At 67.6% G+C, this 22,104-nt stretch carries 23 protein-coding genes and 2 pseudogenes; 11 read left to right on the top strand and 14 right to left on the bottom strand.

What is annotated here, in order from left to right; genetic code table 11:
- Nucleotides 1-1,199: 1,199 nt before the first annotated feature.
- Nucleotides 1,200-1,799 (top strand): hypothetical protein, encoded by a 600-nt coding sequence (locus B0293_RS34905; protein ID WP_039920063.1) that lies wholly within the window; start codon nucleotides 1,200-1,202, stop codon nucleotides 1,797-1,799.
- Nucleotides 1,800-1,950: 151 nt separating this feature from the next.
- Here the strand turns inward: B0293_RS34905 and B0293_RS34910 are convergent, their stop codons facing one another.
- Nucleotides 1,951-2,235 (bottom strand): ATP-binding protein, encoded by a 285-nt coding sequence (locus tag B0293_RS34910; protein WP_245820137.1) that lies wholly within the window; start codon nucleotides 2,233-2,235, stop codon nucleotides 1,951-1,953.
- Between the two features lie 165 nt (nucleotides 2,236-2,400).
- Nucleotides 2,401-2,670, bottom strand: coding sequence for a hypothetical protein (locus B0293_RS34915; protein WP_245192196.1), 270 nt, complete (start codon nucleotides 2,668-2,670; stop codon nucleotides 2,401-2,403).
- Between the two features lie 784 nt (nucleotides 2,671-3,454).
- Here B0293_RS34915 and B0293_RS34920 point away from each other — a divergent pair.
- Nucleotides 3,455-3,793, top strand: coding sequence for a helix-turn-helix domain-containing protein (locus B0293_RS34920; protein ID WP_005168264.1), 339 nt, complete (start codon nucleotides 3,455-3,457; stop codon nucleotides 3,791-3,793).
- Nucleotides 3,794-4,010: 217 nt separating this feature from the next.
- Nucleotides 4,011-4,571 carry a hypothetical protein gene (locus tag B0293_RS34925; RefSeq protein WP_005168268.1) on the top strand — a complete coding sequence of 187 codons (561 nt, stop codon included), beginning with the start codon at nucleotides 4,011-4,013 and terminating at the stop codon, nucleotides 4,569-4,571.
- Here B0293_RS34925 and B0293_RS34930 read toward each other — a convergent pair.
- Nucleotides 4,568-5,746 (bottom strand): carboxylesterase family protein, encoded by a 1,179-nt coding sequence (locus B0293_RS34930; protein ID WP_005168269.1) that lies wholly within the window; start codon nucleotides 5,744-5,746, stop codon nucleotides 4,568-4,570. The genes B0293_RS34925 and B0293_RS34930 overlap by 4 nt on opposite strands.
- Nucleotides 5,747-5,772: 26 nt before the next feature.
- Here B0293_RS34930 and B0293_RS34935 point away from each other — a divergent pair, with 26 nt between their 5' ends.
- Nucleotides 5,773-6,696, top strand: coding sequence for a LysR substrate-binding domain-containing protein (locus tag B0293_RS34935; protein ID WP_005168271.1), 924 nt, complete (start codon nucleotides 5,773-5,775; stop codon nucleotides 6,694-6,696).
- Nucleotides 6,697-6,706: 10 nt separating this feature from the next.
- Here B0293_RS34935 and B0293_RS34940 read toward each other — a convergent pair whose 3' ends face one another.
- The 5 genes from B0293_RS34940 to B0293_RS34960 are packed head-to-tail and all read right to left on the bottom strand — an operon-like array spanning nucleotide 6,707 to nucleotide 10,874.
- Nucleotides 6,707-7,702: an amidohydrolase family protein gene (locus B0293_RS34940; protein ID WP_005168272.1), complete on the bottom strand. Its 996-nt coding sequence runs from the start codon at nucleotides 7,700-7,702 to the stop codon at nucleotides 6,707-6,709.
- 1 nt (nucleotide 7,703) lies between these two features.
- Nucleotides 7,704-8,225: a 3-hydroxyanthranilate 3,4-dioxygenase gene (locus B0293_RS34945; protein WP_005168273.1), complete on the bottom strand. Its 522-nt coding sequence runs from the start codon at nucleotides 8,223-8,225 to the stop codon at nucleotides 7,704-7,706.
- The gene (locus tag B0293_RS34950) at nucleotides 8,222-8,650 is read right to left on the bottom strand and encodes a RidA family protein (protein ID WP_039920065.1); all 429 of its coding nucleotides are present in this window, start codon (nucleotides 8,648-8,650) and stop codon (nucleotides 8,222-8,224) included. The genes B0293_RS34945 and B0293_RS34950 overlap by 4 nt, the downstream gene beginning before the upstream one ends.
- Nucleotides 8,647-9,408 carry a 2-keto-4-pentenoate hydratase gene (locus B0293_RS34955; protein WP_005168276.1) on the bottom strand — a complete coding sequence of 254 codons (762 nt, stop codon included), beginning with the start codon at nucleotides 9,406-9,408 and terminating at the stop codon, nucleotides 8,647-8,649. Before B0293_RS34955 ends, B0293_RS34950 begins: the two co-directional genes overlap by 4 nt.
- Complete coding sequence (locus B0293_RS34960) at nucleotides 9,405-10,874, bottom strand: 2-hydroxymuconic semialdehyde dehydrogenase (protein WP_039920068.1); 1,470 nt, start codon at nucleotides 10,872-10,874, stop codon at nucleotides 9,405-9,407. Before B0293_RS34960 ends, B0293_RS34955 begins: the two co-directional genes overlap by 4 nt.
- 247 nt (nucleotides 10,875-11,121) lie before the next feature.
- Between B0293_RS34960 and B0293_RS34965 the strand changes: the two genes are divergently transcribed.
- The gene (locus B0293_RS34965) at nucleotides 11,122-12,441 is read left to right on the top strand and encodes an MFS transporter (RefSeq protein ID WP_005168283.1); all 1,320 of its coding nucleotides are present in this window, start codon (nucleotides 11,122-11,124) and stop codon (nucleotides 12,439-12,441) included.
- Between the two features lie 222 nt (nucleotides 12,442-12,663).
- Nucleotides 12,664-13,158 carry a lamin tail domain-containing protein gene (locus B0293_RS34970; protein ID WP_245192197.1) on the top strand — a complete coding sequence of 165 codons (495 nt, stop codon included), beginning with the start codon at nucleotides 12,664-12,666 and terminating at the stop codon, nucleotides 13,156-13,158.
- Nucleotides 13,159-13,200: 42 nt separating this feature from the next.
- On the opposite strand, the gene B0293_RS34975 is transcribed toward B0293_RS34970, so the two are convergent.
- Both B0293_RS34975 and B0293_RS34980 read right to left on the bottom strand, forming a co-directional pair.
- Nucleotides 13,201-14,544 (bottom strand): MFS transporter, encoded by a 1,344-nt coding sequence (locus tag B0293_RS34975; protein ID WP_005168286.1) that lies wholly within the window; start codon nucleotides 14,542-14,544, stop codon nucleotides 13,201-13,203.
- Nucleotides 14,545-14,677: 133 nt separating this feature from the next.
- The gene (locus B0293_RS34980; RefSeq protein ID WP_005168289.1) at nucleotides 14,678-15,223 is read right to left on the bottom strand and encodes a DUF4232 domain-containing protein; all 546 of its coding nucleotides are present in this window, start codon (nucleotides 15,221-15,223) and stop codon (nucleotides 14,678-14,680) included.
- Nucleotides 15,224-15,392: 169 nt separating this feature from the next.
- On the opposite strand from B0293_RS34980, the gene B0293_RS34985 reads away from it, so the two are divergent.
- Both B0293_RS34985 and B0293_RS34990 read left to right on the top strand, forming a co-directional pair.
- Entirely contained in the window at nucleotides 15,393-16,397 is a 1,005-nt protein-coding gene (locus B0293_RS34985) for a phage baseplate protein (RefSeq protein ID WP_005168290.1), read from the top strand.
- A 320-nt stretch (nucleotides 16,398-16,717) separates the two neighbouring features.
- Complete coding sequence (locus B0293_RS34990) at nucleotides 16,718-17,314, top strand: hypothetical protein (RefSeq protein WP_143254714.1); 597 nt, start codon at nucleotides 16,718-16,720, stop codon at nucleotides 17,312-17,314.
- A gap of 13 nt (nucleotides 17,315-17,327) precedes the next feature.
- On the opposite strand, the gene B0293_RS34995 is transcribed toward B0293_RS34990, so the two are convergent.
- Nucleotides 17,328-18,149, bottom strand: a complete 822-nt coding sequence (locus B0293_RS34995) for a class I SAM-dependent methyltransferase (RefSeq protein ID WP_005168293.1) — start codon at nucleotides 18,147-18,149, stop codon at nucleotides 17,328-17,330.
- 255 nt (nucleotides 18,150-18,404) lie between these two features.
- On the opposite strand from B0293_RS34995, the pseudogene B0293_RS44470 reads away from it, so the two are divergent.
- From B0293_RS44470 to B0293_RS44030, 3 genes and pseudogenes are all read left to right on the top strand, one after another.
- Nucleotides 18,405-18,455 (top strand): annotated as a pseudogene (locus tag B0293_RS44470) (hypothetical protein); the annotation flags it as partial.
- Nucleotides 18,456-18,783: 328 nt separating this feature from the next.
- Nucleotides 18,784-19,059, top strand: a complete 276-nt coding sequence (locus B0293_RS44025) for a hypothetical protein (RefSeq protein ID WP_052014638.1) — start codon at nucleotides 18,784-18,786, stop codon at nucleotides 19,057-19,059.
- Entirely contained in the window at nucleotides 19,014-19,391 is a 378-nt protein-coding gene (locus B0293_RS44030) for an FAD-dependent oxidoreductase (protein ID WP_005168297.1), read from the top strand. Before B0293_RS44025 ends, B0293_RS44030 begins: the two co-directional genes overlap by 46 nt.
- Before the next feature lie 559 nt (nucleotides 19,392-19,950).
- On the opposite strand, the gene B0293_RS35005 is transcribed toward B0293_RS44030, so the two are convergent.
- The 3 genes and pseudogenes from B0293_RS35005 to B0293_RS44815 all read right to left on the bottom strand — a co-directional run.
- Nucleotides 19,951-21,186 carry an acetyl-CoA hydrolase/transferase family protein gene (locus B0293_RS35005; RefSeq protein ID WP_005168299.1) on the bottom strand — a complete coding sequence of 412 codons (1,236 nt, stop codon included), beginning with the start codon at nucleotides 21,184-21,186 and terminating at the stop codon, nucleotides 19,951-19,953.
- Nucleotides 21,187-21,255: 69 nt separating this feature from the next.
- The gene (locus B0293_RS44810) at nucleotides 21,256-21,780 is read right to left on the bottom strand and encodes a PfkB family carbohydrate kinase (protein WP_005168303.1); all 525 of its coding nucleotides are present in this window, start codon (nucleotides 21,778-21,780) and stop codon (nucleotides 21,256-21,258) included.
- A 65-nt stretch (nucleotides 21,781-21,845) separates the two neighbouring features.
- Nucleotides 21,846-22,076: pseudogene (locus B0293_RS44815) on the bottom strand (sugar kinase); the annotation flags it as partial.
- Between the last annotated feature and the right edge of the window lie 28 nt (nucleotides 22,077-22,104).

The following is a 22,104-nucleotide window of genomic DNA, read 5'->3' on the forward strand; positions in this document are numbered from 1 at the left end:
CACCACGTAAGACACGCTCTTAGGTGCCAATGAACCACGTCATGCCTACCGACCGGAGTCCGCGGCACCGCCCGGACGCTGGCGCAGCGGCTCGCCTCCACCCAGCGCCGCCTGACTCCACGACACCGTCTCCGCAAAGCGGTTGGCCCCTCGGATGCTTGACGGCTTCGAGGCACCGCGGGTTCTTAGACGGCGTACTCGTCGACGGCCAGCATGTGCGGGCATCGTCTGGTTTGCGCCCTCGGGGTCAGTCCCGGGGTTCGAAGCAGTCATGGAGCCGCCGCCGTACTCGCCGCTGGGGCGGGGGTTCCTGACCGGCATCCTTAACCGCTCCACGCTGAGCGAGAAGGACTTCCGGCGCACCAACCCCCGCTTCGCCGGAGAGGCGGGCGAGGCCAACGAGAAGATCACGCACACCGTGCGCGAGGTGGCCGACCGGCTGGGTCGATCGGCCCGCTCGGCGTGTCGACGATGCACGCGACGATCTCGGCGCGCGCTCGTGGCTCGCGACGTCGATCACCGCGTAGCTCGTCAGGACCTCCTTGAGGTCGGCGAACGGCCCGCCCGTTGCCCACCACGCGGTCCGGGGTCCTGTGGACCGTTGTGCTGACCGCGGGGTGGCTGAGGCCCTCGCTGGCGACGAAGTCGCCGGCCTCGAACAGCTCCTGTTCGAACTTCCGATAGGCGGCGAACGCGGCCATCGCCTCCTCTGAGGGAGTGTGCGGGCGTCACCGGCGGCTTCGGCCGAGATATGGCCGTTCGTCCCCGCTGGTGGCACCCAATAGACCGCGCGCGTATGCACGGATGCCGCGCTACGGCGCGGCCCGGGCGGTTGAGCTGTAAGTGTTTGATCGCCGAAGTGCCGCATGGTCGCCATGGAACCAAGTCGGGGCGGTGCATACCCTGATCCGGACATCGCACGTGTTTGAGCCGGACTGGCGACCATGCGGACGCTGCGGAGGGCGAAAAGGTAGAGCGAGTTGGAATGTTGTGTGGTCAAAACGCGTCAGCAATGGGTCATCTCTGATGGTGGATCCTATGCACATAGGATGGATTATTCGAATGAGAGCGCAGTGTGATCGCGGGAGCCGTTGTATAAAGTTGCCGAAGTGCGTCTTTGGTGGGTGGACCGAGGTCCTTGGACTCTATTGAGCCAGTTCGGGGCAGCGTAATGTCGATGTCTTGATCGGAGGGTCGTCATGATCGACGTAATCTTGGGCTACCTGGCTCTAGCGGCCGCCAGGGCGGCGGGCAGGGCTGTGGACCGGAGGTTCGATGGCGGGTTGGATGCACTCCTTGGTCGCATTGGCAGGAAGTTTCACCGGGATTCGGCCAGGGATCTGGCGCGAGACCCCAGCTTGAATAGACAGAAGGAGATTGCCGGCGCGGTTGCGCATCAGGCGCAGCAGGACCCCCAGTTCCGCCGTGACCTAAGCGCAATTATCAGCGGCTTGGACAGACTCGGCGGCCGCAACGAGATTACCAATGTAGTGGGGGTGTACGCACGCCACGAAGGCAGGGGAAACATTAATATCGGTGATGTTCAAAATGTGTTATCACCGAACGACCCGTCGCGCGCCCCGCCATGGGTCAAAGTCATGATAGCCGTCGGCATGTTGGGTGCCCTTATCGGCATTGCGATCATCGTGATCCCTGTAATCAATTACCCAGGTGGCCTCAGTGCGTTGAGAGACCCGACACGGTTGCCAAACTTCAAGACTGGAATTAGCATCTTTCTCGGCAGCTTCGGACTTCTTTTTATTGCTCAGATATTCACGATGTTGAAGAACCATGATTGACGTAACTGATTCAAATCGGGCTTCCGGACTTCGCGCCTGCGTCGATCGTTGGATCACTGTGGGCGTCGCGGCAAGGGATGCGGTCCGCTCCGGTGCGGGAGAGCTTCGCTAAGACCGTTTTGGTCCCGGCGTCGGGGTGAGTCTGTATGCCCTAGGTGTCAGCGAGGCGGCCGATGAGGACCATGCCGCGACCCCGAAGTCCGGCGGTGTCGCGCCGGATCAGGTCGTCGACCTCGATACGGATCCGGCACACCACCGGCGTGTAGCTCATCTCGATCCGCAGGGACCCGTCTTCGTGGTCATAGGCGTTGGGGATGAGTTGGGTCGCCACCAGCTGCACATCGGCCACCTGTGCGTCGCCGACCGCCCCCAGTGTCCGCGAGGCCCATCGCCGTACCTGCACCAGCGCGGGCACCTCCATGCCTCGCAGACTCATCGACCACCGGTGCTGGTCGGCCGGCCCTCCGTGGACTCGTTCCACGGGCGCTGCCTTCCGTCGCCGCCCTCACTGTTCAAGGCACACGCCGGCGGTGGTACACCCCTCCGGGTGGACGCCAACCATCCACTCGGACGATCCGGTGGAGTGGCCGACGGCCTGATGTCAGGCGCCCAGACGTGCGTAGAGGCGTCCGGCCAGGGTGGCGGCCAGCTGGTTCAACCCGGCTGTGGGGTTGAGCAGGGCGTACTGGCCCAGCAGCTCGGCCGCGGCGTAAGCCTCCTCCGCCGAGAGCACCGCCAGCGGCGGAACCGTCTTGCCCCGCTCGAGCAGTTCGGCCAGGCGCTGAGCGTAGTGGCGGTGGTCGAGCACCCCGGCCAGGCCGAACGGGTCCTGCAGCACGGCGTCGTCGCTCATCGGGCAAACCTCTCTCATCGTCGCGGTCATCGGCCAGACCGCCACCGCATCAGGTGGCATAGAAAATCTAAGACGACGGGGGTAGACATTCGATCGCGGGTATGTGTACTGTTCTGTCCGTACCGAGAGAGACAACGTCAAGCAGGCGCGGGAGATGACGTAACTACCCGTGAGGTGAGACAAGACGGTCAGGCAGGACGAAGCCAAAGCAACGGACAGGTTTCGGCTGATGACCGCAGCAGTATCCCGGGACCGGGCAGTGAAGACGCAGTAGGCAAGACGGTCCCGGCGCAGTGAGTGCAGGACGCAGGTGGCGCACAGTGCGCCCGGCCTGCGGAAGTGTTGTACCGCAGTACGAAGTCAGTAGATGCACGATCAGATGGTGAACACCGGTCAGGTGGCCGGAGCCGATCACGGTCAGGGCCCCGGGCAGTGGCCAGCGGCGTGACGCGTGCTGGGGCCGATCAGCGGAAGGGTCCCAGCCGGTGACGATCGCAGCAGTACCCGAAGTAGCAGTACAAGTAGTACACGGTAAGGAAACACAGAAAAAAGGACGGGAAGCGTCTCATCATTGGATCGCCCGCAGCGGCAACGTAGTTATGCCGCGCGGGTACCGCAGTCCCATCAGATTGGAAGGTGGTTCTCGGTTACGAATAAGCGATCTCCGCATCGTCCGCCTCTCGGACGGACACCGCGGATACAGGAAACCGGCCTACACGCCGGCTGACAATGGTGAAACCCAACCCTTGGGACCCCGGGCGCCGCACATGGCACCCGGGGTCCCTTGTGATGTGGAGGTGGCATGAACCCAGACCAACGAGACACCCCCGCCCCCCAGCCGGGCGGGCCCGACAAATTCGACGACGACCACTACCCCGCCTACACCATGGGCCGGGCCGCCGAGATGCTCGGCGCCACACAAGGGTTCCTGCGCAGCCTCGACGAAGCCGGATTCCTCACCCCGCAACGCTCCACCGGCGGACACCGCCGCTACTCGCGGCACCAACTCCGCCTCGCGGCACGAGTACGGGAACTGGTCGATCAGGGCACCGGCATCGACGCCGCCTGCCGCATCGTCACCCTCGAAGACCAGCTCCACGACGCCCAGCGAGAAAACATCGAACTCCGCGCCACCGAGTAACAGGCCGCGGTGTGCCGCCGAACCTTCTGCGGCACACCGAAGACCTGCACGCAACGGCTCCGGCTTCAGCATCATCCGCTAGCGCGACGTCGTGATGATCGAATGCCGCAAGAGGACAGCAAGAAGGCCGTGGACCACGGTGACCGCGGCCAGGAGCAGTCCGATCAAGAGACCAAGAACGACCTGGATTTCTGAACGGCGAGGGAAGGTATTCGGGATGGTCTCGGCGCTCCATGCCGATTCGCCGGTCGCGACGGTGATCGGCGCGATCCTCATGCTCGTGGCCGGGGCCGGGCTCCTCGCCGTCGTGCTGATCGTCGCGTCCAAAATGAGCGGCCGTCGGGAGCGCCAGCATTGGATGGCGGGCTTCGCGACCGAGGTGGCCGGCACGTTCCACGGCGAGCACAGCAAGACGTCACCGGGTTTCGGGGTGGACCCCGTGAGCCTCGAACGGCCGCTCGAGGAAGCGGCGATCGTCCGGTGCGTGGAGTTCAGGTACCGCGATCACGACTTCGTCGGCGTCGACTACCTGGACGACCGGGACTTCGACGGGGCGGTGAAGGTCCGCGCGGCCGACCGCGAACGGGCCGCGGAACTGCTCACCCAGGACATACGCGACTGGCTGCGTGCCGAAACGCGCCTCGCCCACTGGCCCGTCTACCGCGAACGAGGAACCCTCCGCACCGGCGGACAACGGCCACTGACCCGGGAAACGCTCCTCGCGGAGGCCGACTTCCTGATCGACGTCTCCGGACGGCTACCCACCGATCGCCCTTAGCCGTCCACAGTTGGACCGAACCGGATGGGGTGGCCCGCGACCGGAGCCGGGTCAAGGGTGCCGGTGCGGGCGAAGGTCGCCCAGACGGTGCGGAGGGCGGCGCCGAATGCGTCGACTTCGGACCACGGAACCTTGCCGAGCATCGGGCTGTCCTGCCACGCCCGCTGGGTGCCGAGCAGCAGCGGCAGTTCCAGGCAGTGGGTGGCGCCGAACTCGGAACCCTCGGGCCGCCAGTCCAGGCGATACGACCAGACACCGGCGCCGGCTGAGCGCAGACGGTCGCCGAAAGCGGCCAGCGGTTCGGCGTAGATCTCGTCGGTGCCGACGACGCCGGAAAACGCGGTCATGTCGTCGGCGTTCCAGCCGTAGAGCACGTCGAGGTCGCGCACGTTGCCCGCGAAGGACTCCTTGTCCAGGGTGTCCACCGGAAGGAACGCGGGTTCCATCGCGTCGCCGGTGAGCCGCAGGTTGGTCAGCGCGGTTTCCTTGTGCGCGGCAAGGATTTCCGTCAGGCCCGCCGTGTGCGGGTCGGTGCCGAGCGCGTCGGCGAACACCCGGCCGAGCCTGGCCGCGTGCTCGGGTGGCCGGGTGGCGAGGCCGAGCGGAGCGCTCTGCAGGATCGCCCGCCGGAACAGGCCGCGTGCCTCGGGCAGGTCCATCAGCAGCCGGATGGAGATGCCGCCCGCCGACTGCCCGGCGACCGTCACGTTGTCCGGGTCGCCGCCGTAGGCCTCGATGTTGGCCCGCACCCAGCGCAGCGCCCCGAGCTGATCCGCCAGTCCGAGGTTGCCGGGGCTGACCCCGTCCAGATACAGGTAGCCGAGCGCGCCGAGGCGGTAGTTGACGCCGACCACCACCAGGTCGCCCTCGGCCGCCAGCGCGCCGCCGTCGTACCACTCCAGCAACCCGCCACCGCTGGAGAATCCGCCGCCGTGCAGCCACACCAGCACCGGCCTGCGTCCGGTGTCCAGGCCCGGGGTACTGATCGTCAGGTTGAGGCAGTCCTCACCCTGCGGGAGGCGATCGCGCGGTGGCCCCATCACCCGGTCCAGCCGGGACGGTGGTTGCGGGCTGATCTCCCCGCTGGACGACGTCTGCCGCGAAACGGTGACAGGCAGCCCGAACCGCGCCGCTGTGGCGTAGCGAATCGGTCCGGTTCGGACAAGCGTGGTCATACGCACCTCGTGGGTAGGATCGGCTGGTGATCTTGCCTCGTCTGCTGGACGGCCGACTGAAGTTCCGCCATCTCGTCCTGCTCGACGCGCTGGCCAGGCAGGGCACCGTGGTCGGGGCGGCCGCCGAGTTGCACGTGACGCAGCCGGTGGCGACCCGGAGCCTGCACGAACTCGAAGAGATCCTCGACGTGCGGTTGTTCGAACGCGGCCCGCGCGGCATCACCCCGACCGTGTTCGGCGAGGCGTTCACCGGGCACGCCCGCGCGGTGCTCGCGCAGCTTGAGCAGGCCGGGCGGCACGTCGCCGAGCTGGCCGACGCGGAGCGCGGCACGGTGGTGGTCGGCACCCATCTCGCGGGGTCGAACATGTTGCTGCCGCGTGCGATCGCGGCGATCAAGACCGAGCGGCCGTACCTGACCGTCGTGGTCCGGGAGGGTTCTCCCGAAGCCCTGCTGGTGGAGTTGGAGGCGGGCCGGGTCGACCTGATCATCGGCAGGCTGACGGCGCCTTCGGACGAGCGGATCGAGCGGCGCAAACTGTACGACGAGTCGGTGGACCTGGTGGTGCGCACCGCGCATCCGCTGGCCGGCGCGACCGGCGTCGAGCTGGCCGACCTCGCGGGGTATCCGTGGATCCTGCCCGGAGCGGAGACCGCGCTGCGCCGTGAGCTGGAGCAGTTGTTCACCCGGAACGGCTTCCCGCTGCCCGCGAACCGGGTGGAGACCACCTCGTTCCTCACCGTGCGGCAGCTGCTGCTGGAGACCGACGTGATCGCCGCCCTGCCCAGCCTGATCACCAAGGACGATCCGAGGATCACCAGGGTCGCGCTGGCTCTGGAGCCGATCGGGCACAGCGTCGGACTCACCCTGCCCGCCCAGCGCACGCTCAGCCCGTCGGTGGACGCGCTGATCCGCAGCCTGACCGAAGTCGCCACCGGAATGTCCCATTAGGACTGTCCGATCACGACAGTGACAGGAAGCGTTCGGCGTTCCCGCTGGTGATCAGCTGCCTCTCGGTCTCGTTCAGGAAGCCGCTTTTGCGCACCACCTCGCCGACCGGGCGTTCACCGAGCGGGTACGGGTAGTCGCTCCCGACCATCACGTGCTCGGCGCCGAGAGTGTCCACGAGCAGCCGCAGCGCCCGCTCGTCGAAGACCACCGAGTCGACGTGGAACCGGTCGAGGTAGTGCGACGGCGGGAACTCCGAGGTGCCGATCACGTCGTTTCGCCGATGCCAGGCGTTCTCCATCCGGCCGAGCCAGAACGCGAACGACCCGCCGCCGTGCGCGAAGCAGATCTTCAGGCTCGGGTCGATCCGGTCGAAGACCCCGCCGAGCACCAGCGCCAGGATCGACAGATGGGTTTCGGCGGGCATCGCGGTCAGCCACCGCGCCATCCATCGGTCCAGCCGGGGTGACTCGGCCATGTCCCACGGGTGTACGAACACCGGGACCCCGAGCGACGCACAGTGCTGGAGGAAGGTTTCCACTCCGGCGCTGTCCAGATCCCGGTCGCCGACGTGGTTGCCGACCTCCACCCCTCGGTGCCCCGCGGCCAGGCAGCGTTCCAGTTCGCGGCACGCGGCGTCGGGGTCCTGCAGCGGAACCTGGCAAAACGGGATCAGCCGGTCCGGAGCCGGTGCGACGATCTCCAGCGCCAGGTCGTTGAAGATCCGGGCGATCCGGCCCGCCTGCTCGCCGGTCCGGCCGTAGTTGAAGAACGCGGGCGTCGGGGAGACCACCTGGGTGCGAACGCCGTCGGCGTCCATGTCCAGCAGTCGGGTCTCCGCGTGCCAGCAGTCCGCGCCGATCCGGCGGAACTCCTTGTCCCCCATCATGATCATCGCCTCGGACTCGGTCTCCGCGCGCAGCCACGGCGCGTCCGGTCCGGCGTCCGCGCGCAGGTCCGGCCAGCCGTTCGGCACGTAATGCGTGTGGATGTCGATCAGGCCGGACATCTCAGCCCTTCCCGGGGTGCAGGGCGCCGCAGCCGCCGCAGGTGCGGGCCTGCTCGTCGCCGTAGAAGGCGGTGAAGACCGGCGGCAGGTCCTCGACGATGTCGCGCACCTGGAGTTCCACCTCGTGCACCAGCGAGGCGCATTCGGGGCAGTACCACTGGAACTTCTCCAGCGTTCCCTCCTCGCGGACGCGTTCGATGACCAAGCCGATCGAGTCCGCCTCCGGGCGCTGCGGCGAGTGCGGGATGTCGCCCGGCAGCAGCCAGGTGTCGCCTTCGGTGATGTGGATGGTCTTCTGGCCTTCGCCGGTCATGATGTTCACGTGCATGGAGCCCTTGAGCTGGTAGAACCATTCTTCATAGGGGTCCACGTGGAAGTCGGTGCGCTGGTTCGGTCCACCGACGATCTGCACGATGAAATCGTTGCCGAGCGCCATGGTCCGGTTGTTCACCGGTGGCTTGAGCAGATGCTCGTGCTCGGCGATCCAGGCCTGGAAATTGACGACCTCGGGAATGCCGGTCATCGCGGAACCTCCGTGTCTTTCGGTAGATGGGCGATCGCCTGGATCTCGATCAGCAGATGCGGATGCGGCAGCTGATGCACCGCGACCGTGGTGCGGGCAGGACCGGTTTCGTCGAAGTATTCGCCGTAGATCTCGTTGTAGCCGCCGAAATCGTTCATCGAAACGAGGAAGGTGGTGATCTGCGTGATGTCGGTGAGGTCGGCGCCGACCTCACGCAGGATGCCGCGGATGTTCTCGATCACCGCGCGGGTCTGCGCCCGGATGTCGAGGTTCGTGGTACCGAGTTCGTTCACCTCGACCCCGGCGAACGTGTTGTCCGGACGTCGAGAGCTCGTGCCGGACACGAAAATCAGGTCCCCCGAGACCTTCACATGCGGGAACCGACCCCTCGGCTTGGCCAGCCCCGGAATCACCCGGCCGCTCATGCCAGCCCCCGTACCGAGACCCTGCCGAGCCCGGCGATGTCGACCTCGGCGACGCCGGGCGCGAACGGCACCGCTTCGGTCGCCGCCCCGGCGAGCACGACCTGCCCCGCCCGCAACGGGATGTCCCGTTTCCGGCACAGCTCGACCAGTGCGTGCAGCGCGCGTGCCGGATCGCCGAGGATCGCCGCTGTCGAGCCGATCACCTCGCGGTCCCCGGATCGCAGCCGCACCGCCCGGTTCGCGGCCTCGCCGAACGGGCGCCACGGACCGAGCGAGTACCCGGCCGCCGAGGTGTTGTCCGCGACCACATCGGTATGGGTGAACCGGAAATCCCGGTACCGGGAGTCGATGATCTCGATCGCCGGGGCCATCGCGTCCACGGCGGACTCCACGTCGAACGCGGGGTCGGCGAGGTCGACATCGCGGGCCAGCCGGTAGGCGACCTCCGGCTCCACCTTCGGATGGATGAAGCGCGCCAGCGAGACCTCGCCGCCGTCGGCAACCAGCATCGCGTCGGTGAGCCTGCCGGCGATCACCTCGGACACGCCCATCTGCGCCATCTTCGCCTCGCTGGTCAGCCCCAGTTTCACTCCGAGCACCCGCTCGCCACGAGCCTCCCGGCGGGCCACCAACTCGGCCTGGATCGCGTACGCGTCAGCGAGGCCGATCTCGTGGTCGTCGGCGAGGCTCGGGGTGTCCGCGCACGTGATCTGTGCGGTGTCCAGTCGCTCGGCGAGCGCCGAGATCTCCGCGGTCACAGGCGCACGCACACATTCGTCGGCTCGGTGTAGAAGTGCAGCGAAGACGCGCCGCCCTCCCTGCCGATCCCGGAAAGCCCCATCCCGCCGAACGGCGAGCGCAGGTCGCGCAGGAACCAGGTGTTCACCCAGGACATCCCGACGTGCATGGCCTGCGCGACCCGGTGTCCCCGGCGCAGGTCTTCGGTCCAGATCGAGGACGCGAGCCCGTATTCGGTGTCGTTGGCCAGCGCGATCGCCTCGTCCTCGGTGTCGAAGGGGATCAGCGCGGCCACCGGACCGAAGATCTCCTCGCGCACCGGCCGGTCCTTGTTGGTCAGGCCGGTCCACAGGGTCGGCTCCAGCCACGAGCCGCCGTCGAGTTGCGGCCCGAGCTCGGGGATTCCGCCACCGGTCAGGGTTTTCGCTCCGGCCTGCTCGGCCAGCGCGAGGTAGTCGAGCACCTTGCGCCGGTGCTCCTGCGAGATCAGCGGGCCTGTGGTGGTCCCCTCCGCCAGGGGGTCGCCGAGCCGCAGCTCGCGCGCCCGCTCCACCAGTCCGGCCGCCAGGTCGTCGAACACCGCTCTCTGCACGTACACCCGCTCCGTGCACAGGCACACCTGCCCGGTGTTCGCGAACACCGACCTGGTCAGCCCTGCCAGCGTCTCCTCGAGATCGGCGTCCTCGAACACGATGGCGGCGTTCTTCCCGCCGAGCTCGAACGACACCGGCCGGACCCGGGGTGCGACCGTGCGCATCACCTGGGTTCCCGTGGCCGTCGAGCCGGTGAAGGTCACCCCGTCGATGCCGGGATGCTCGGTCAGGAACTGCCCCGCCGAGTCGGCGCCGAACCCGTGCACCACGTTGTAGGCACCCGCGGGCAATCCGGCCTCGGCCAGTACCTCGGCCAGGAGGGTCGCGGTGGAAGGGGTCTGGTCGCTCGGCTTGACCACGACCGCGTTGCCGCAGCCGAGCGCGGGCGCGACCTTCCAGGTCAGCAGCAGCAACGGCAGGTTCCACGGCACGATCACCGCGACCACGCCGAGCGGCTTGCGCACCGCGTAGTTCAGCGCCCGCGCCCCACCGGGCAGGTCGGTGACGAACGATTCCTGGCCGGCGGCCGCGATCACGTCGGCGAACGTGCGGAAGTTCGCCACCGCGCGGGCCACGTCCAGTTCGCGGGCCTGGGTGACCGGCTTTCCGGTGTCCGCGACCTCGGCCGCGACGAACTCCTCGAACCGGGCTTCGATCCTGTCGGCCGCCCGGCGCAGCAACGCGGTCCGCTCCCCCACCGGCGTGTCCGCCCAGCCGTCGTGCAAGGCCGCGCGTGCGCCGGTGACCGCGCGGTGCACCAGCTCCCGGCCTGCCTCGTGCACCCGGGCGAACTCCGCGCCGGTGGCCGGATCGATCGCCGGGAAGCCCGGTCCGTCCGGCTCGGCGAACTCACCGTCCACGAAGTTGCGGATCCATCGCGCTGACTGCGTCATGTCGATCACTCTGACCGGCCACCCCATGCGAAACAAATGCGTATCCGCGCCTCAGATATACCCGGACACGCATACCTGCAGCGCCATCTGCCTCAGCTGGGCGACACGCGACGAAATCAGGTATGCCCATTTGGGCATGCCAGGTCGTCGATTCGGCATTTGTGGCGTATGCCTCACGGTGTCAGGCTTCTGCGCAATCGTCAGCAGCCGCGATCGGCTGTCGCCCGACTCGATTGGGTTTTCGCAGATGAACGCACCCGCGCCCCGCAAGATCGCCGCCGCCACCCTCGCCGGAACCACCCTGGAGTGGTACGACTTCTTCCTCTACGGCACCGCGTCCGCGCTGATCTTCAACAAACAGTTCTTCCCCTCGCTCAGCCCCGCGGTCGGCACCCTTGCCGCGTTCAGCACCTTCGCCGTCGGGTTCATCGCGCGGCCGCTCGGCGGTCTGGTGTTCGGTCACTTCGGAGACCGGATCGGCCGCAAGTCCACGCTGGTGGTGTCGCTGATGCTGATGGGCGTCGGCTCCACGTTGATCGGATTGATCCCGAACTACCAGGCGATCGGTATCTGGGCGCCGATCCTGCTGGTCGCGATGCGGATCGTGCAGGGCATCGGGCTCGGCGGCGAAGGCGCGGGAGCGACCCTGATGTCGATGGAACACGCGCCTGCCGACCAGCGGAACCGGTACGCCGGATTCCCGCAGATGGGCACCCCGGCCGGTCTGGTGCTGGCGAATCTGCTGTTCCTCGGCAGCAGCGCGGTGATGCCCGCGAGCGCGTTCGCCGAGTGGGGATGGCGGATCCCGTTCCTCCTGAGCTTCGTGCTGGTCGCGATCGGCCTGCTGATCCGGCTGCGGATCACCGAATCACCGTCGTTCGAGCAGGTTGCCCGGAACGACAAGGTGGTCCGGTTCCCGCTCGGCGCGGCATTCAAGGTCGGCTTCGGCAGGCTCGCGCTGACCCTGCTGGTCGGCGTGGCGAACTCGGCGGTCGCCTACGTGTTCATGGTCTTCACCCTGTCCTACGGAACCCAGAACCTTCACTACGACCGGCAGTTCCTGATCCTGTCGGTGACCGGATCGGCCGCGCTGTGGTTCGCCACCATTCCGATCTGGACCCGGATCGCCGACCGGCACGGCAGGCGCACGATGTTCGTCGCCGGGTCGGCCGCGCTCCTGCTGTGGTGCCTCGCGTTCTTCCCGCTGCTGAACACCGGCAATGCCGGGCTCGCGATGCTCGCACTGGCGGGCATGGGGCTGGTCGTCCCGATCACCCACTGCGTGCAGGGCGCGATCATCGCGGACACCTTCCCGGTCAACGTCCGGTTCTCCGGCATGTCTCTGCTGCTGCAGGGCGGCGCGATCCTCGGCGGCGGACTCGCCCCGATGATCGCCACCGCGGTACTCAACGCCACCGGCTCGACCACCGGCATCACCTGGTACCTGGCCGCGATCTGCGGCGTCAGCATGATCAGCGCGACGGTCTTGTTCCGGCTTCTCCCTTCCGACGCCACGGAATCCACAGTGGACGGATCGCGCGACCGCGACGCGGTTCCGCTGTCGTGAACACCCGCCTCGCCGGGTCGACACACGGGTGTCGCACCACGTGCGAAGCGGAAATGGCCCCTTGTGCGCCGCTTTCTCCCCCACCCAGCATGGGAACGCGGCCACTCCACCAGCAGAGGGGGAACCATGATCCGACAGCTCGTCAGCGGCGTGCTCGCCCTGTCCCTCGTCACCGCACCCCCGTCGGACGCCCGGGCCCTCGTTCCCCAGGTGTCGACCACGGTGGTGATCAACGAGATCCTCCTCAAGGGGCAGTTCGGGGAAACGGACGAGTTCCTCGAACTGCGGAACGTCAGCAGTGTTCCCGTGGACCTCACCGGCTTCACACTGCGGTTCTACTCCTCGAACTGCATCACTACCGCGACCGTGACTCTTCCCCAGGACACGGTGGTGCAACCGGCGAATTCGCTCGGGCAGTACGTGGTCGTGACAGGGCTGAACTTCGCTGGAGAGATCGACGATCAGACCTACGTCGTCCCCGTGCTCGACTCCAATGATCTCATGCCCACCAAGGGCGGGGCGGTGAGTCTGCACAATCTTCACGGCAGCCGGGTCGACACGGTCGGATGGACGCCGTGCCTGAAGGAAGGAGGACCCGCACGCATTCCTCCTCAGGGTCTGTCACTGTCCCGCAATCATCTGAGCCGGGACACCGACAACAACCGAACCGATTTCACCTCGACGCCACAGACTCCCGGCGCACAGCCGGCAGTCTGACAACCCCGAAGCCGCCCAGTGCTCGTGGCACCGGGCGGGCCGTCAGCGCACGGACCCGAAGTCGGCCCCCTTGGTTTCGGCGCTGAACAGCAAGGCGACGAGGGTGACCGCGATAGTGGCGACCAGGTACAGCACGACGGCGGTGGTCCCGTGGTTCTTGACGAGCCAGACGGCGATGAGGGGCGCGGGCGCGCCGGCGATGATCGACGAGCCCTGGAAGACGAGTGAGGCGCCGGCGAAACGGCGCTCGGTCGGGAAGAGTTCCGCGATCCAGGCCGCTTCCGGACCGGCGAGGAGACCGTGCAGCGCCGCGCCGACGCCCACGCCGACATAGTGCAACGGCAGGCTGTCCGATTGGACCATCAGGAAGAACAACGGCGCCCAGACCGCCAGTCCCGCGGCGGGGACCAGCATCGCGATTCGCCGTCCGACCACGTCCGACCAGTGGCCGCCCGCCAGCATGCCCGCGAACTGCAGCAGGGATCCGACGGTCACCGCGAGGAGGACGTCGGATTTGGTGTAGCCGAACGAAGTCGTCGCATACGCCACCACGAAGACGGTGTACACGTAGAACGCGACGTTCTCGCCCAGCCGCACGCCGAGACCGCGCAGGACCGGTCCAGGGTGAGCGAGTGTTTCCAGGATGCTGGACCTCGGCCGTTCGGCCGCGGCGGAGTCGGCGCGTGCGCGCGCCTGCTGGAACACGGGCGATTCGTCGATGCGGCGGCGGATCCAGAAGCCGATGATCAGCAGGGGGACGGCGAGCAAGAACCCGATGCGCCAGCCCCACTGTGCGAACTGCCCGCTGGACAGCGTGATCGTCAGCAACCCCACGACCCCGGTCGCCAGTACCGTGCCGAGCGGGGCGCCCGCCTGCGGCCAGGCGGACCAGAACCCCCGGCGGCGGGGACTTCCGTACTCGCTGACCATCAGCACGGCGGCACCGAACTCGCCACCGAGCGCGAAACCCTGGACCAGACGCAGGACGACGAGCGAGATCGTCGCCCCGATGCCCGCCTGCGCGTACGTGGGCAGCAACCCGATGGCCGACGTGGACAGGCCAAGCAACAGGAACGTCACGACCAGCATGGGTTTACGGCCGAGGCGGTCGCCGAGATGCCCGAAGACGATGCCGCCGATCGGCCGCGCGACGAACCCCAGTCCTTGGGTGGCCAGAGCCAGCAGCAACTGCGCGACGGCGTTGCCACCGGGGAAGAACAGCGGCCCGAGCACGGTCGCGGCGAGGATGCCGTAAAGGGCGAAGTCGTACCACTCCAGTACGGCCCCGGCGGTACTTCCCGCCAGCACACGCCGGAACGCCGACCTGCTCACCCCGGCCGCAGGCTTCACTACGGCCGCCTCGTCCGGGATGGGCAGGTCGGGCATGTTCACTCTCCTCGGAGCAGCGGCGTGCGGTGGCCGGACACGTGTGACCACATATCGGACGCAGTGAAGATAGCCGCTTACTCCGGAGGCCGCAATCAGCCTGGAACCAGGTTCCGGGCGCGTGAGTGCGGGGTCAGACGGTGGGCGCGGTGCCTGCCGTCGTCGCCCCGGTACGGATGGTGTGGCTCTCAGGGGCGGCGTTGACCGCGCCGAAGTTCCACGGCAGCGTGATCCGCGGGTCACTCGTGTCGCCACGCGGGCTGGTCTCCTGGGGCGCGGTGGCCGTGATGGCCAGCGGCGTCTCCTGCTGCCCGGGCGAGCCGATCGCGGACCAGTGCAGCGGGATGTAAGCCGAGGAACCGTCACTGATCTCGACCGACGGAGCGTCGGGCGCGGCGTCGGAGGACAGCATCACGTCACGGGCGCCGACGAGTTCGAGGGGCAGCGAGCCCGGCAGCGTGCAGGTCTCGCCCGCCTTCGCGGTGAACTGGATGGCCGCGTCCCGCCCACCGGCACCGGCCCCGCCGTACACGAGCTGACTGGTGATCTGACCCGACGTGCAGTGGAAGTCGGTGGGCATCGCGGCCGCGGTACCGGTGGTCAGCGCCGTGGCACCGGCCGCCGCTCCGGCGACGAGCAGGACAGCGGCGCTCCGGCGGATATTCGTACGAGTGGTCATCGTTCTCCCCTTCTGCCGTTCTTGATCGCTCTCGCCACCGAAATGCCCATCACCCGGTCACGACATGCGCCGAGATGAGATTGATCAAGCGGAAGCAACCTTTGTACGAGTCTTGTACGAGCTTCAAGGACCTTCGATCGGACCGCGTAACCCGACGAAGGCGAGAGTCATGTCCGAGCAGGCGCATCCGGATCTGGCCGGATCCACGTTCTCTCGACGTTCACTGCTGCGCACCGGCGGCGGTCTCGCCGCGACGACGGCACTTCTCGGCACCGGCGCGTTGTTCGCCGGACCGGCTTCGGCCGCGATCACCGCGCTGCCGACGTCCAAGCGTTTCGACCTCACCGAACCGTCCTACGACGAGTTCCGCAGCAAGATCCTCCACGAGTCGCACCACGTGATGCAGGGATTCGCCTTCGACAACCAGAACGTGCGCATCTTCATCGTGAACGCCCGCAACGGCGGGACCGGGGACGACCTGTGCATCACCCAGGTCAACTTCTCCGGGGAGATCCAGGGCTCCATGCATCTCAACAACGCCGGGCACGGTGTGTCGATCGGCGTCGAGCCGGTGGGCAGCGACTCCTACATCTGGATGGAATGCGATTCGGACGGGCCCACCGGCGACGGACGCGGGACGGCGCTGGCCCGGTTCAAGTTCGTCAACGGCGGCACGCCGTCGGTGAAGAAGTTCCTCACCGGGAGCGACACGATCACCTGCGCGACCGACCCGATCAACAAGCGGATCGCGGTACGCCGCAAGGAAAGCGGCAAGATGTTCATCAGCGTCTATCCGCTCGCGTCCGCCGCCGCCGGCGATTTCAGCGCGCCGCTGGCGCACTTCGCGCAGCCCGCGCTGGCCGACACACCGGTGACGTTCCAGGGATACACCATCTACGGCCAATATCTGTACACATTGGATGGTACGGGGCACGAGAACCCCGCCGACATCAACTCCTACGTCACGTGCATCGACATGAACACCGGCAAGGTGAAGAGCCGCGCACTGACCAAGGCGGGACAGTCACTGGTGTTCCGAGAGCCGGAAGGCCTCGGGATCTACCGGAGCCTGGCCGGGGAAACCCGGTTGTACTTGGGGTTCGGGTCGCGCAGCAGCATGGAGAACATCAACCGCTACGCGAACCTGTTCTACAAGAACGTCCTCATCGACTGAGGCCGGCGATCCAGGACGGTGCCTCGACGGCACAACGACCGACACCCGGGAACGGTATTTCTCCCGTGACGCCGCGACAGTTTTCGGTGCTAGCTTTCGTCCTGAACGGGACCGGGGGACCTGGTCATCGGCTTGGCGGATCGGAGATGACCGGCGTGACTCGTGCTGGCGTGAAAGCCACCGTGGGATCAGCAGTACTCCTGCTCGTCGCCGCGTGCAGCACCCCCACCGCTTCCCCGCCGACCACGCGTCCGTCGACACCGTCGTCTCCGACGAGCACAGCGCCCACGAGCACGGCGCCGCCGGTCGACCTTTCGTCGTTGCGCCAGGGCACGGTCCCGGCTGCTTACCCAGAGCCGGACCTCGGAGGCCTGCCGCCCAAACCCGCGGACTCCAAGCCCCTGCGGGAGCGGATCGGCTGGGAAGCACTGGAAAAAGTGACCCGTTTCGCCAATCGCGTCGACCCCGGCGCGCGCCCGTCCTGCCCCACGCTCGATCCGGGTCGCACCACCACCCTGACCTGCACGGTCACCTTTCTCGGCGAAAAGTACGACTACGTCCTGCGCAACATCAAATTCCAGGGCAACGGGATTTCCGACGGCCGCAACGAACAGGGCACCATCTCCTACAACGCGGCCCTCACCTCCGGGCCGATAGTCCGCGACCACGTCGAGTCCGTGCTACGTCATCAGAACAGCACCGAATACGTGGCCTGCGACATGCCCGAGCACCTGCGCTTCGAATTCAGCTCGACCAAGCGAAGGCCGTCCGGGTCGTCGATCGCGGGCCAATGGATCCACGTACCCGGCATTTCCTGCCGGTATCTCGATCCCAAGGCCCGGACGATCAAAACCGTGCCCCTGGAACTCTACGAATGGGGCGCACCCATCCACCCCTCGTCGCGGATCGGCGGCTGAGGCAGGGCCGTCGTCAGCCGTGGGGGTTCCGCCTCCTCGACGCCGAGACCAGGCGGTCGGTGCGACGAAGCCGGACTCCGGCGGAGGATTCGAACCGGCTGAAACCGGCTTGGACTTCACTGCGGAGCAGGTCGATGACGTGCTGATCCACGCCCTCGAGGTTGTACCGGACAGGGCCGGTGGCGAACAGGAACTCCGTCGCGTCGGCCGCGTCCCGGCCGAGCAGGATGGGCGCCTCGACCGAAACAATGCTGACCTCGTCGAAGGCTGCTTCTGAGAGCAGCGTGCGGATACGTGTCAAGTCGTTGAGTGAGCCAATGCCTTGCTGCGCGGGCGACAACCGCCGCAGAAAAGGACGCAGCGGGGCGGTCACCCGGGAATAGTCACTGTCGGGATCCGGCCCCTGCGGGCAGGTGAAAACCAGTCTGCCACCCGGCCGGAGACTTCGGGCGAGGTTGCCGAAGCCCGCCGCGGGATCCGCGAACAGCATGAGCGCGGATCGGCTGATCGCCACGTCGAAACCGGCCTCGGGAAACAGATGTACCTGGGCGTCGGCCCGGACGAACTCGACGTTGGCCAGCCCTCGCTCCGCCGCGTCCGCCCGCGCCCGGGCCAGCATCGAGTCCGACAGATCGACGCCGACGACCTGACCACGCACCGCCTGCTCGGCAGCGAGCAGCGTGGTCTGTCCGGTACCGCAACCGATGTCGAGGACTCGATCACCCGCACCGATCGAGGCCGCGGCGAACAAGGCCTCGTTGAACCCTTCTGCCATCGCGTTGTACCGATCGGCGTACCGGGTCCAGATTTCACCTTCCCAGCCGTTCCAGGACATCTATTCCCTCCACCGGTCCTTGGCGCCCACTGTCCTAAATGGACGCTGGATGAGCCGTTGCACGAGCCTGTTACAGTACTCATGTCTCCTCACCGGAGGGCTCACTGAGTTCTCAAGGGCTTTGGCCTCGCTGATCGGTTCCCCGCCGCGCCGCGGCAGGGAGGTGGGAGCGGCGTTTCGACTCCGGCGAGGTCTGTCTTGACACCCTTTTCTTCAGTTGTCCCTGCTCGGCACCATGCCGGCCCGCATGTGATCGTGATCGGCGCGGGTCTCGGCGGGCTCTGCCTGGCCAAGGGTTTGCGTCGCGCGGGGATCAGCGTCGCCGTGTACGAGCGCGACGTCTCCCCTGCGGCGCCGGCACAGGGGCATCGTCTCCACATCGACGAGAACGGCCGGCGGGCGCTCGCCGCCTGCCTGCCGCCGAATCTGTTCGCCCTGCTCGGAGCACTGGCGGACCGTCCGGCAGCCAGGGTGAACGGCTTCGACGAGCACTTGCGCCCGGCCGGCGTGTTCGAATTGGCCAGGAATCCAGCCGCTGAAGACGTCATGCCGGCACACGTCGTCATCGACCGGCGCGTGGTGCGGCGGATACTCCTGGATGGCCTGGACGAGGTCGTCCAGTTCGACAGGCGGCGTGTCGGCCACGATTCCACCGGGGACGGCCTTCTTCGAAGACGGCGGGACCGCGCACGGCACGGTGCTGGTCGCCGCGGACGGGGTCGGGTCGGTGATCCGGCCTCAGCGGCTCCCCCACGCCCGCGTGGTCGACTCCGGCACGCGGTTGATCTACGGCCGGGTTCCCCTGACACCCCGGCTGCGCAGCGAGTTGCCGACGGCGAACTGCTCGCGGCCTCCGGTGGACGGTTGCGTGAAATCGTTCTCGGGCAGATCGCCGGTTGGCATCCCCTGATCCGCCACATCGTCGGGGGATGGGACACCTCGACCCTCTATCCGATCACGGTGCGCGGCAGTGTTCCCGTATCCCCCTGGGAGAGCTCCAACGTCACCCTGCTCGGCGACGCCGTCCACGCGATGAGCCCGGCGGCGGGTGCCGGAGCGAACATGGCGCTGCGCGACGCGGCGGCACTCTCCGCGGCGTTGGCCAAGGCCGCCGCGGGCGCTCCGCTCATCGACGTCATGAACGACTACGAGCGGGACATGATCGCCGAGGGCTTCGACGCGGTGAAGCGATCGTCGGCGAACGGAGTCCGGATCCTCGGCGAGGACCCGCTTCCGTGGTGAGCGGACCGCTCCAGCCCTCGTCTTGTCACCCGTATCGGTGATTCCCGCAGACTCACCATTAGTGGCAGTTGGATCACCGGTTCGTGTCACGCCCCGCCCACTTGCCGTAGCGGAATCCTGACCTCCACATCGGCTTACCCGGTGCCCGCTACCCACAGTGTCAGCGCCTGCGAAGCCCACCCCTCGCCGAAAACACGAAAGCCTTACGTGTTTATCGTGGGAAGATTCATGACCGGCCGCGGGCTCGGGAAATCGTTTTTTGACAGGCTGCCAACCCGGTGAAAATCTTCGATCGCTCCTCGCGAGAGCACAAACCGAACACGAAATCCGAACAAGGAGCCCCTCAATGCAGATGTTCACCCAGCACGTGCACCACGGCCACGACCTGATCTCGGGTCTGCTCGCGCACCTGGCTCACGTGCTCGGCTGGCTGGTCTGACGCTCTAGGCACAGGGTTTGACGGGGCCGGTCTGTTGGCGCGGGTCGGCCCTCCGTGTTTGCGACCCGGTGAAGGGACACGATCGTGTCCCTTCACCGGGTTCCGGTAAGTCCGTTCACCCTACGAAAGCGTGAACCCCAGTTCCCTTCCCCGCGTCACCAGTTCTTCCCGGGCCGCCGGATGCGCGACGTGGTCGATGATCTGCCGCGCCTGCTCGCTCGAATCGTTGCCCCAGACGGTCGCGACGCCGTGTTCACTGACCAGGAAGCTGTGCTGGAACGACGTCACCGGCCCGGCCAGCCGGGGCACGACCGTCGAAACGTCGGCCTTCGGATGCCAAGACGGCAGCGCGATGATCGCCCGGCCACCGGGTGAGTGCAACGCTCCGACCACGAAGTCGGTCTGCCCGCCGAATCCCGAGTAGATCGCCCCTCTCACCCGGCTCGCGTTGGCCTGCGCGTAGAGGTCCACTTCGAGGGCGCTGTTCACCGAAACCAGACCGCGCTGCCGGGCGATCACGGCCGGGTCGTTCGTCTTTTCCGTGCGCAGCAGGCGAATCCGCGGATTGCGGTCGAGCCAGCGGTACAGCTCGGCGCTGCCGAACACGAACGACGCCGTCACCGGTTCCGCCGGATCGAGGGCCCCGGCGCGGTCGAGCGCGAGCACACCGTCGCTGAACATCTCCGACCAGATCGCGAGCCCACGCCGTCCGGTCACCGCCGCCAGGGTCGCGTCCGGGATCCCGCCGATGCCCAGTTGCAGGGTCGCGCCGTCCGCGACCAACCCGGCCACCCGCTCGCCGATGGTCCGCGCCGTGTCGGCCACCGGCCGCGGGACCGGCGACAGGAGCGGCTCGGCCACCTCGATGGCGTAGTCGATCTCGTCGGCGGGCAGCAGGCCGTCGCCGTAGGTGAACGGCATCTCGGGGTTGACCTGCGCGACGACCAGTCCCCCACGTGCCCGCACCGCCTCGACGGCCGCGGGCAGGATGTTCACCTCCGTGCCCAGCGACACCACGCCGTCCACCGGAACCGAGGTGTGCAGCAGGACGACGTCCGGCGGCAGCGAGTTCTTGAGCAGTTGCGGCACCAGCGACAGCCGGGACGGGAAGTACCGCAGCCCGGGACGTCCGCGCATCCCCGCGCCCACGAACGGCGTCTCCAGCAGCACGCCCTCGCGGTCCGGCATCCCGGCCTGCGCGTTCAACGCGAACAACCGGTACTCCGCCAGCGCCGCGTCCAGCACCTTCAGAGCCCGCATCGGCGTGGCGAAGTTCCCGCTCACCACCACCCGCGGCTGCGGCGCCGGAACGCCGGCCAAGACGGAACCGAGCTGACTCTCCGACAAGACGCGCATGAGCCGATCATGCCCGAGGAACCACGCGGCGGCTCCGGATGTTGTCCGAGCCCACAGCGCCGCGGACGCTCAGGCGAGAAAGTCGTCCAGTTCGGACCTGGTGGGCGAGGTCGCCGGACCGTGTCCGGCAACCGCGATCGCGGCGGCGGCGTTCGCCCGGCGCGCGGCTTCGAGCAGTCCGGTCCCGGCCAGCAGTTCGGCGGCGAGCACTCCGCAGTGCGCGTCTCCCGCCCCGTTGGTGTCCACAGTGGCCACCGGGAAGCCGGGCACGGTGACGCTGTGACCACCGTTGACGACCCGGCATCCGGCGGGTCCCTCCCGCACGATGAGCACCTCGACGTCCGCGGTCTCCAGGATCTTCGCTTCCCTGGTGCTACAGCTCACGATGTCCACATATGCCAGCACCGCCGTGAGCCGGTCGGTGGGGATCTGGCCGACGAGCGGGCCGGGGTCGAACAGCACGGTGGCCCCGGCCGCGCGCGGCAGCCACTCGAGGAACACTTTCGCGTTCGACTCGTCCAGCAGGCTGTACCCGGTGAGGTACACGACGTCGCGGTTCGCCGGTGTGACGGCCTCGAGCAGACCGGGCGGCATCCGGCCCCCGCCCCGGTTCCGGTGATGAAGGTGCGCTCACCGTCGTCCTCCACCAGCGCCACCACGATCCCGGTGTCCCCCTCCGCCGACGGCGCGTGCGCGAGCGTGATGCCCTCGACCGCCATAGCCGCCCGGGCGAGTTCACCGAAACCGCCGCCGCCGTGCAGACCGGCATAGAGGACGTCCGCGCCCGCTCTGGCGGCCGCCGCCATCACATTGAACCCGCCGCCCGGCAGGAAGGCAGTCGAGGACGCCATGACGTCGCCGCCGGACGCCGGCAGGTCCGGAACCCGCATGACCAGGTCCAGCACCACCTGTCCGGTG

It is taken from the genome of Amycolatopsis azurea DSM 43854 (assembly GCF_001995215.1).
Lineage (GTDB): Bacteria > Actinomycetota > Actinomycetes > Mycobacteriales > Pseudonocardiaceae > Amycolatopsis > Amycolatopsis azurea.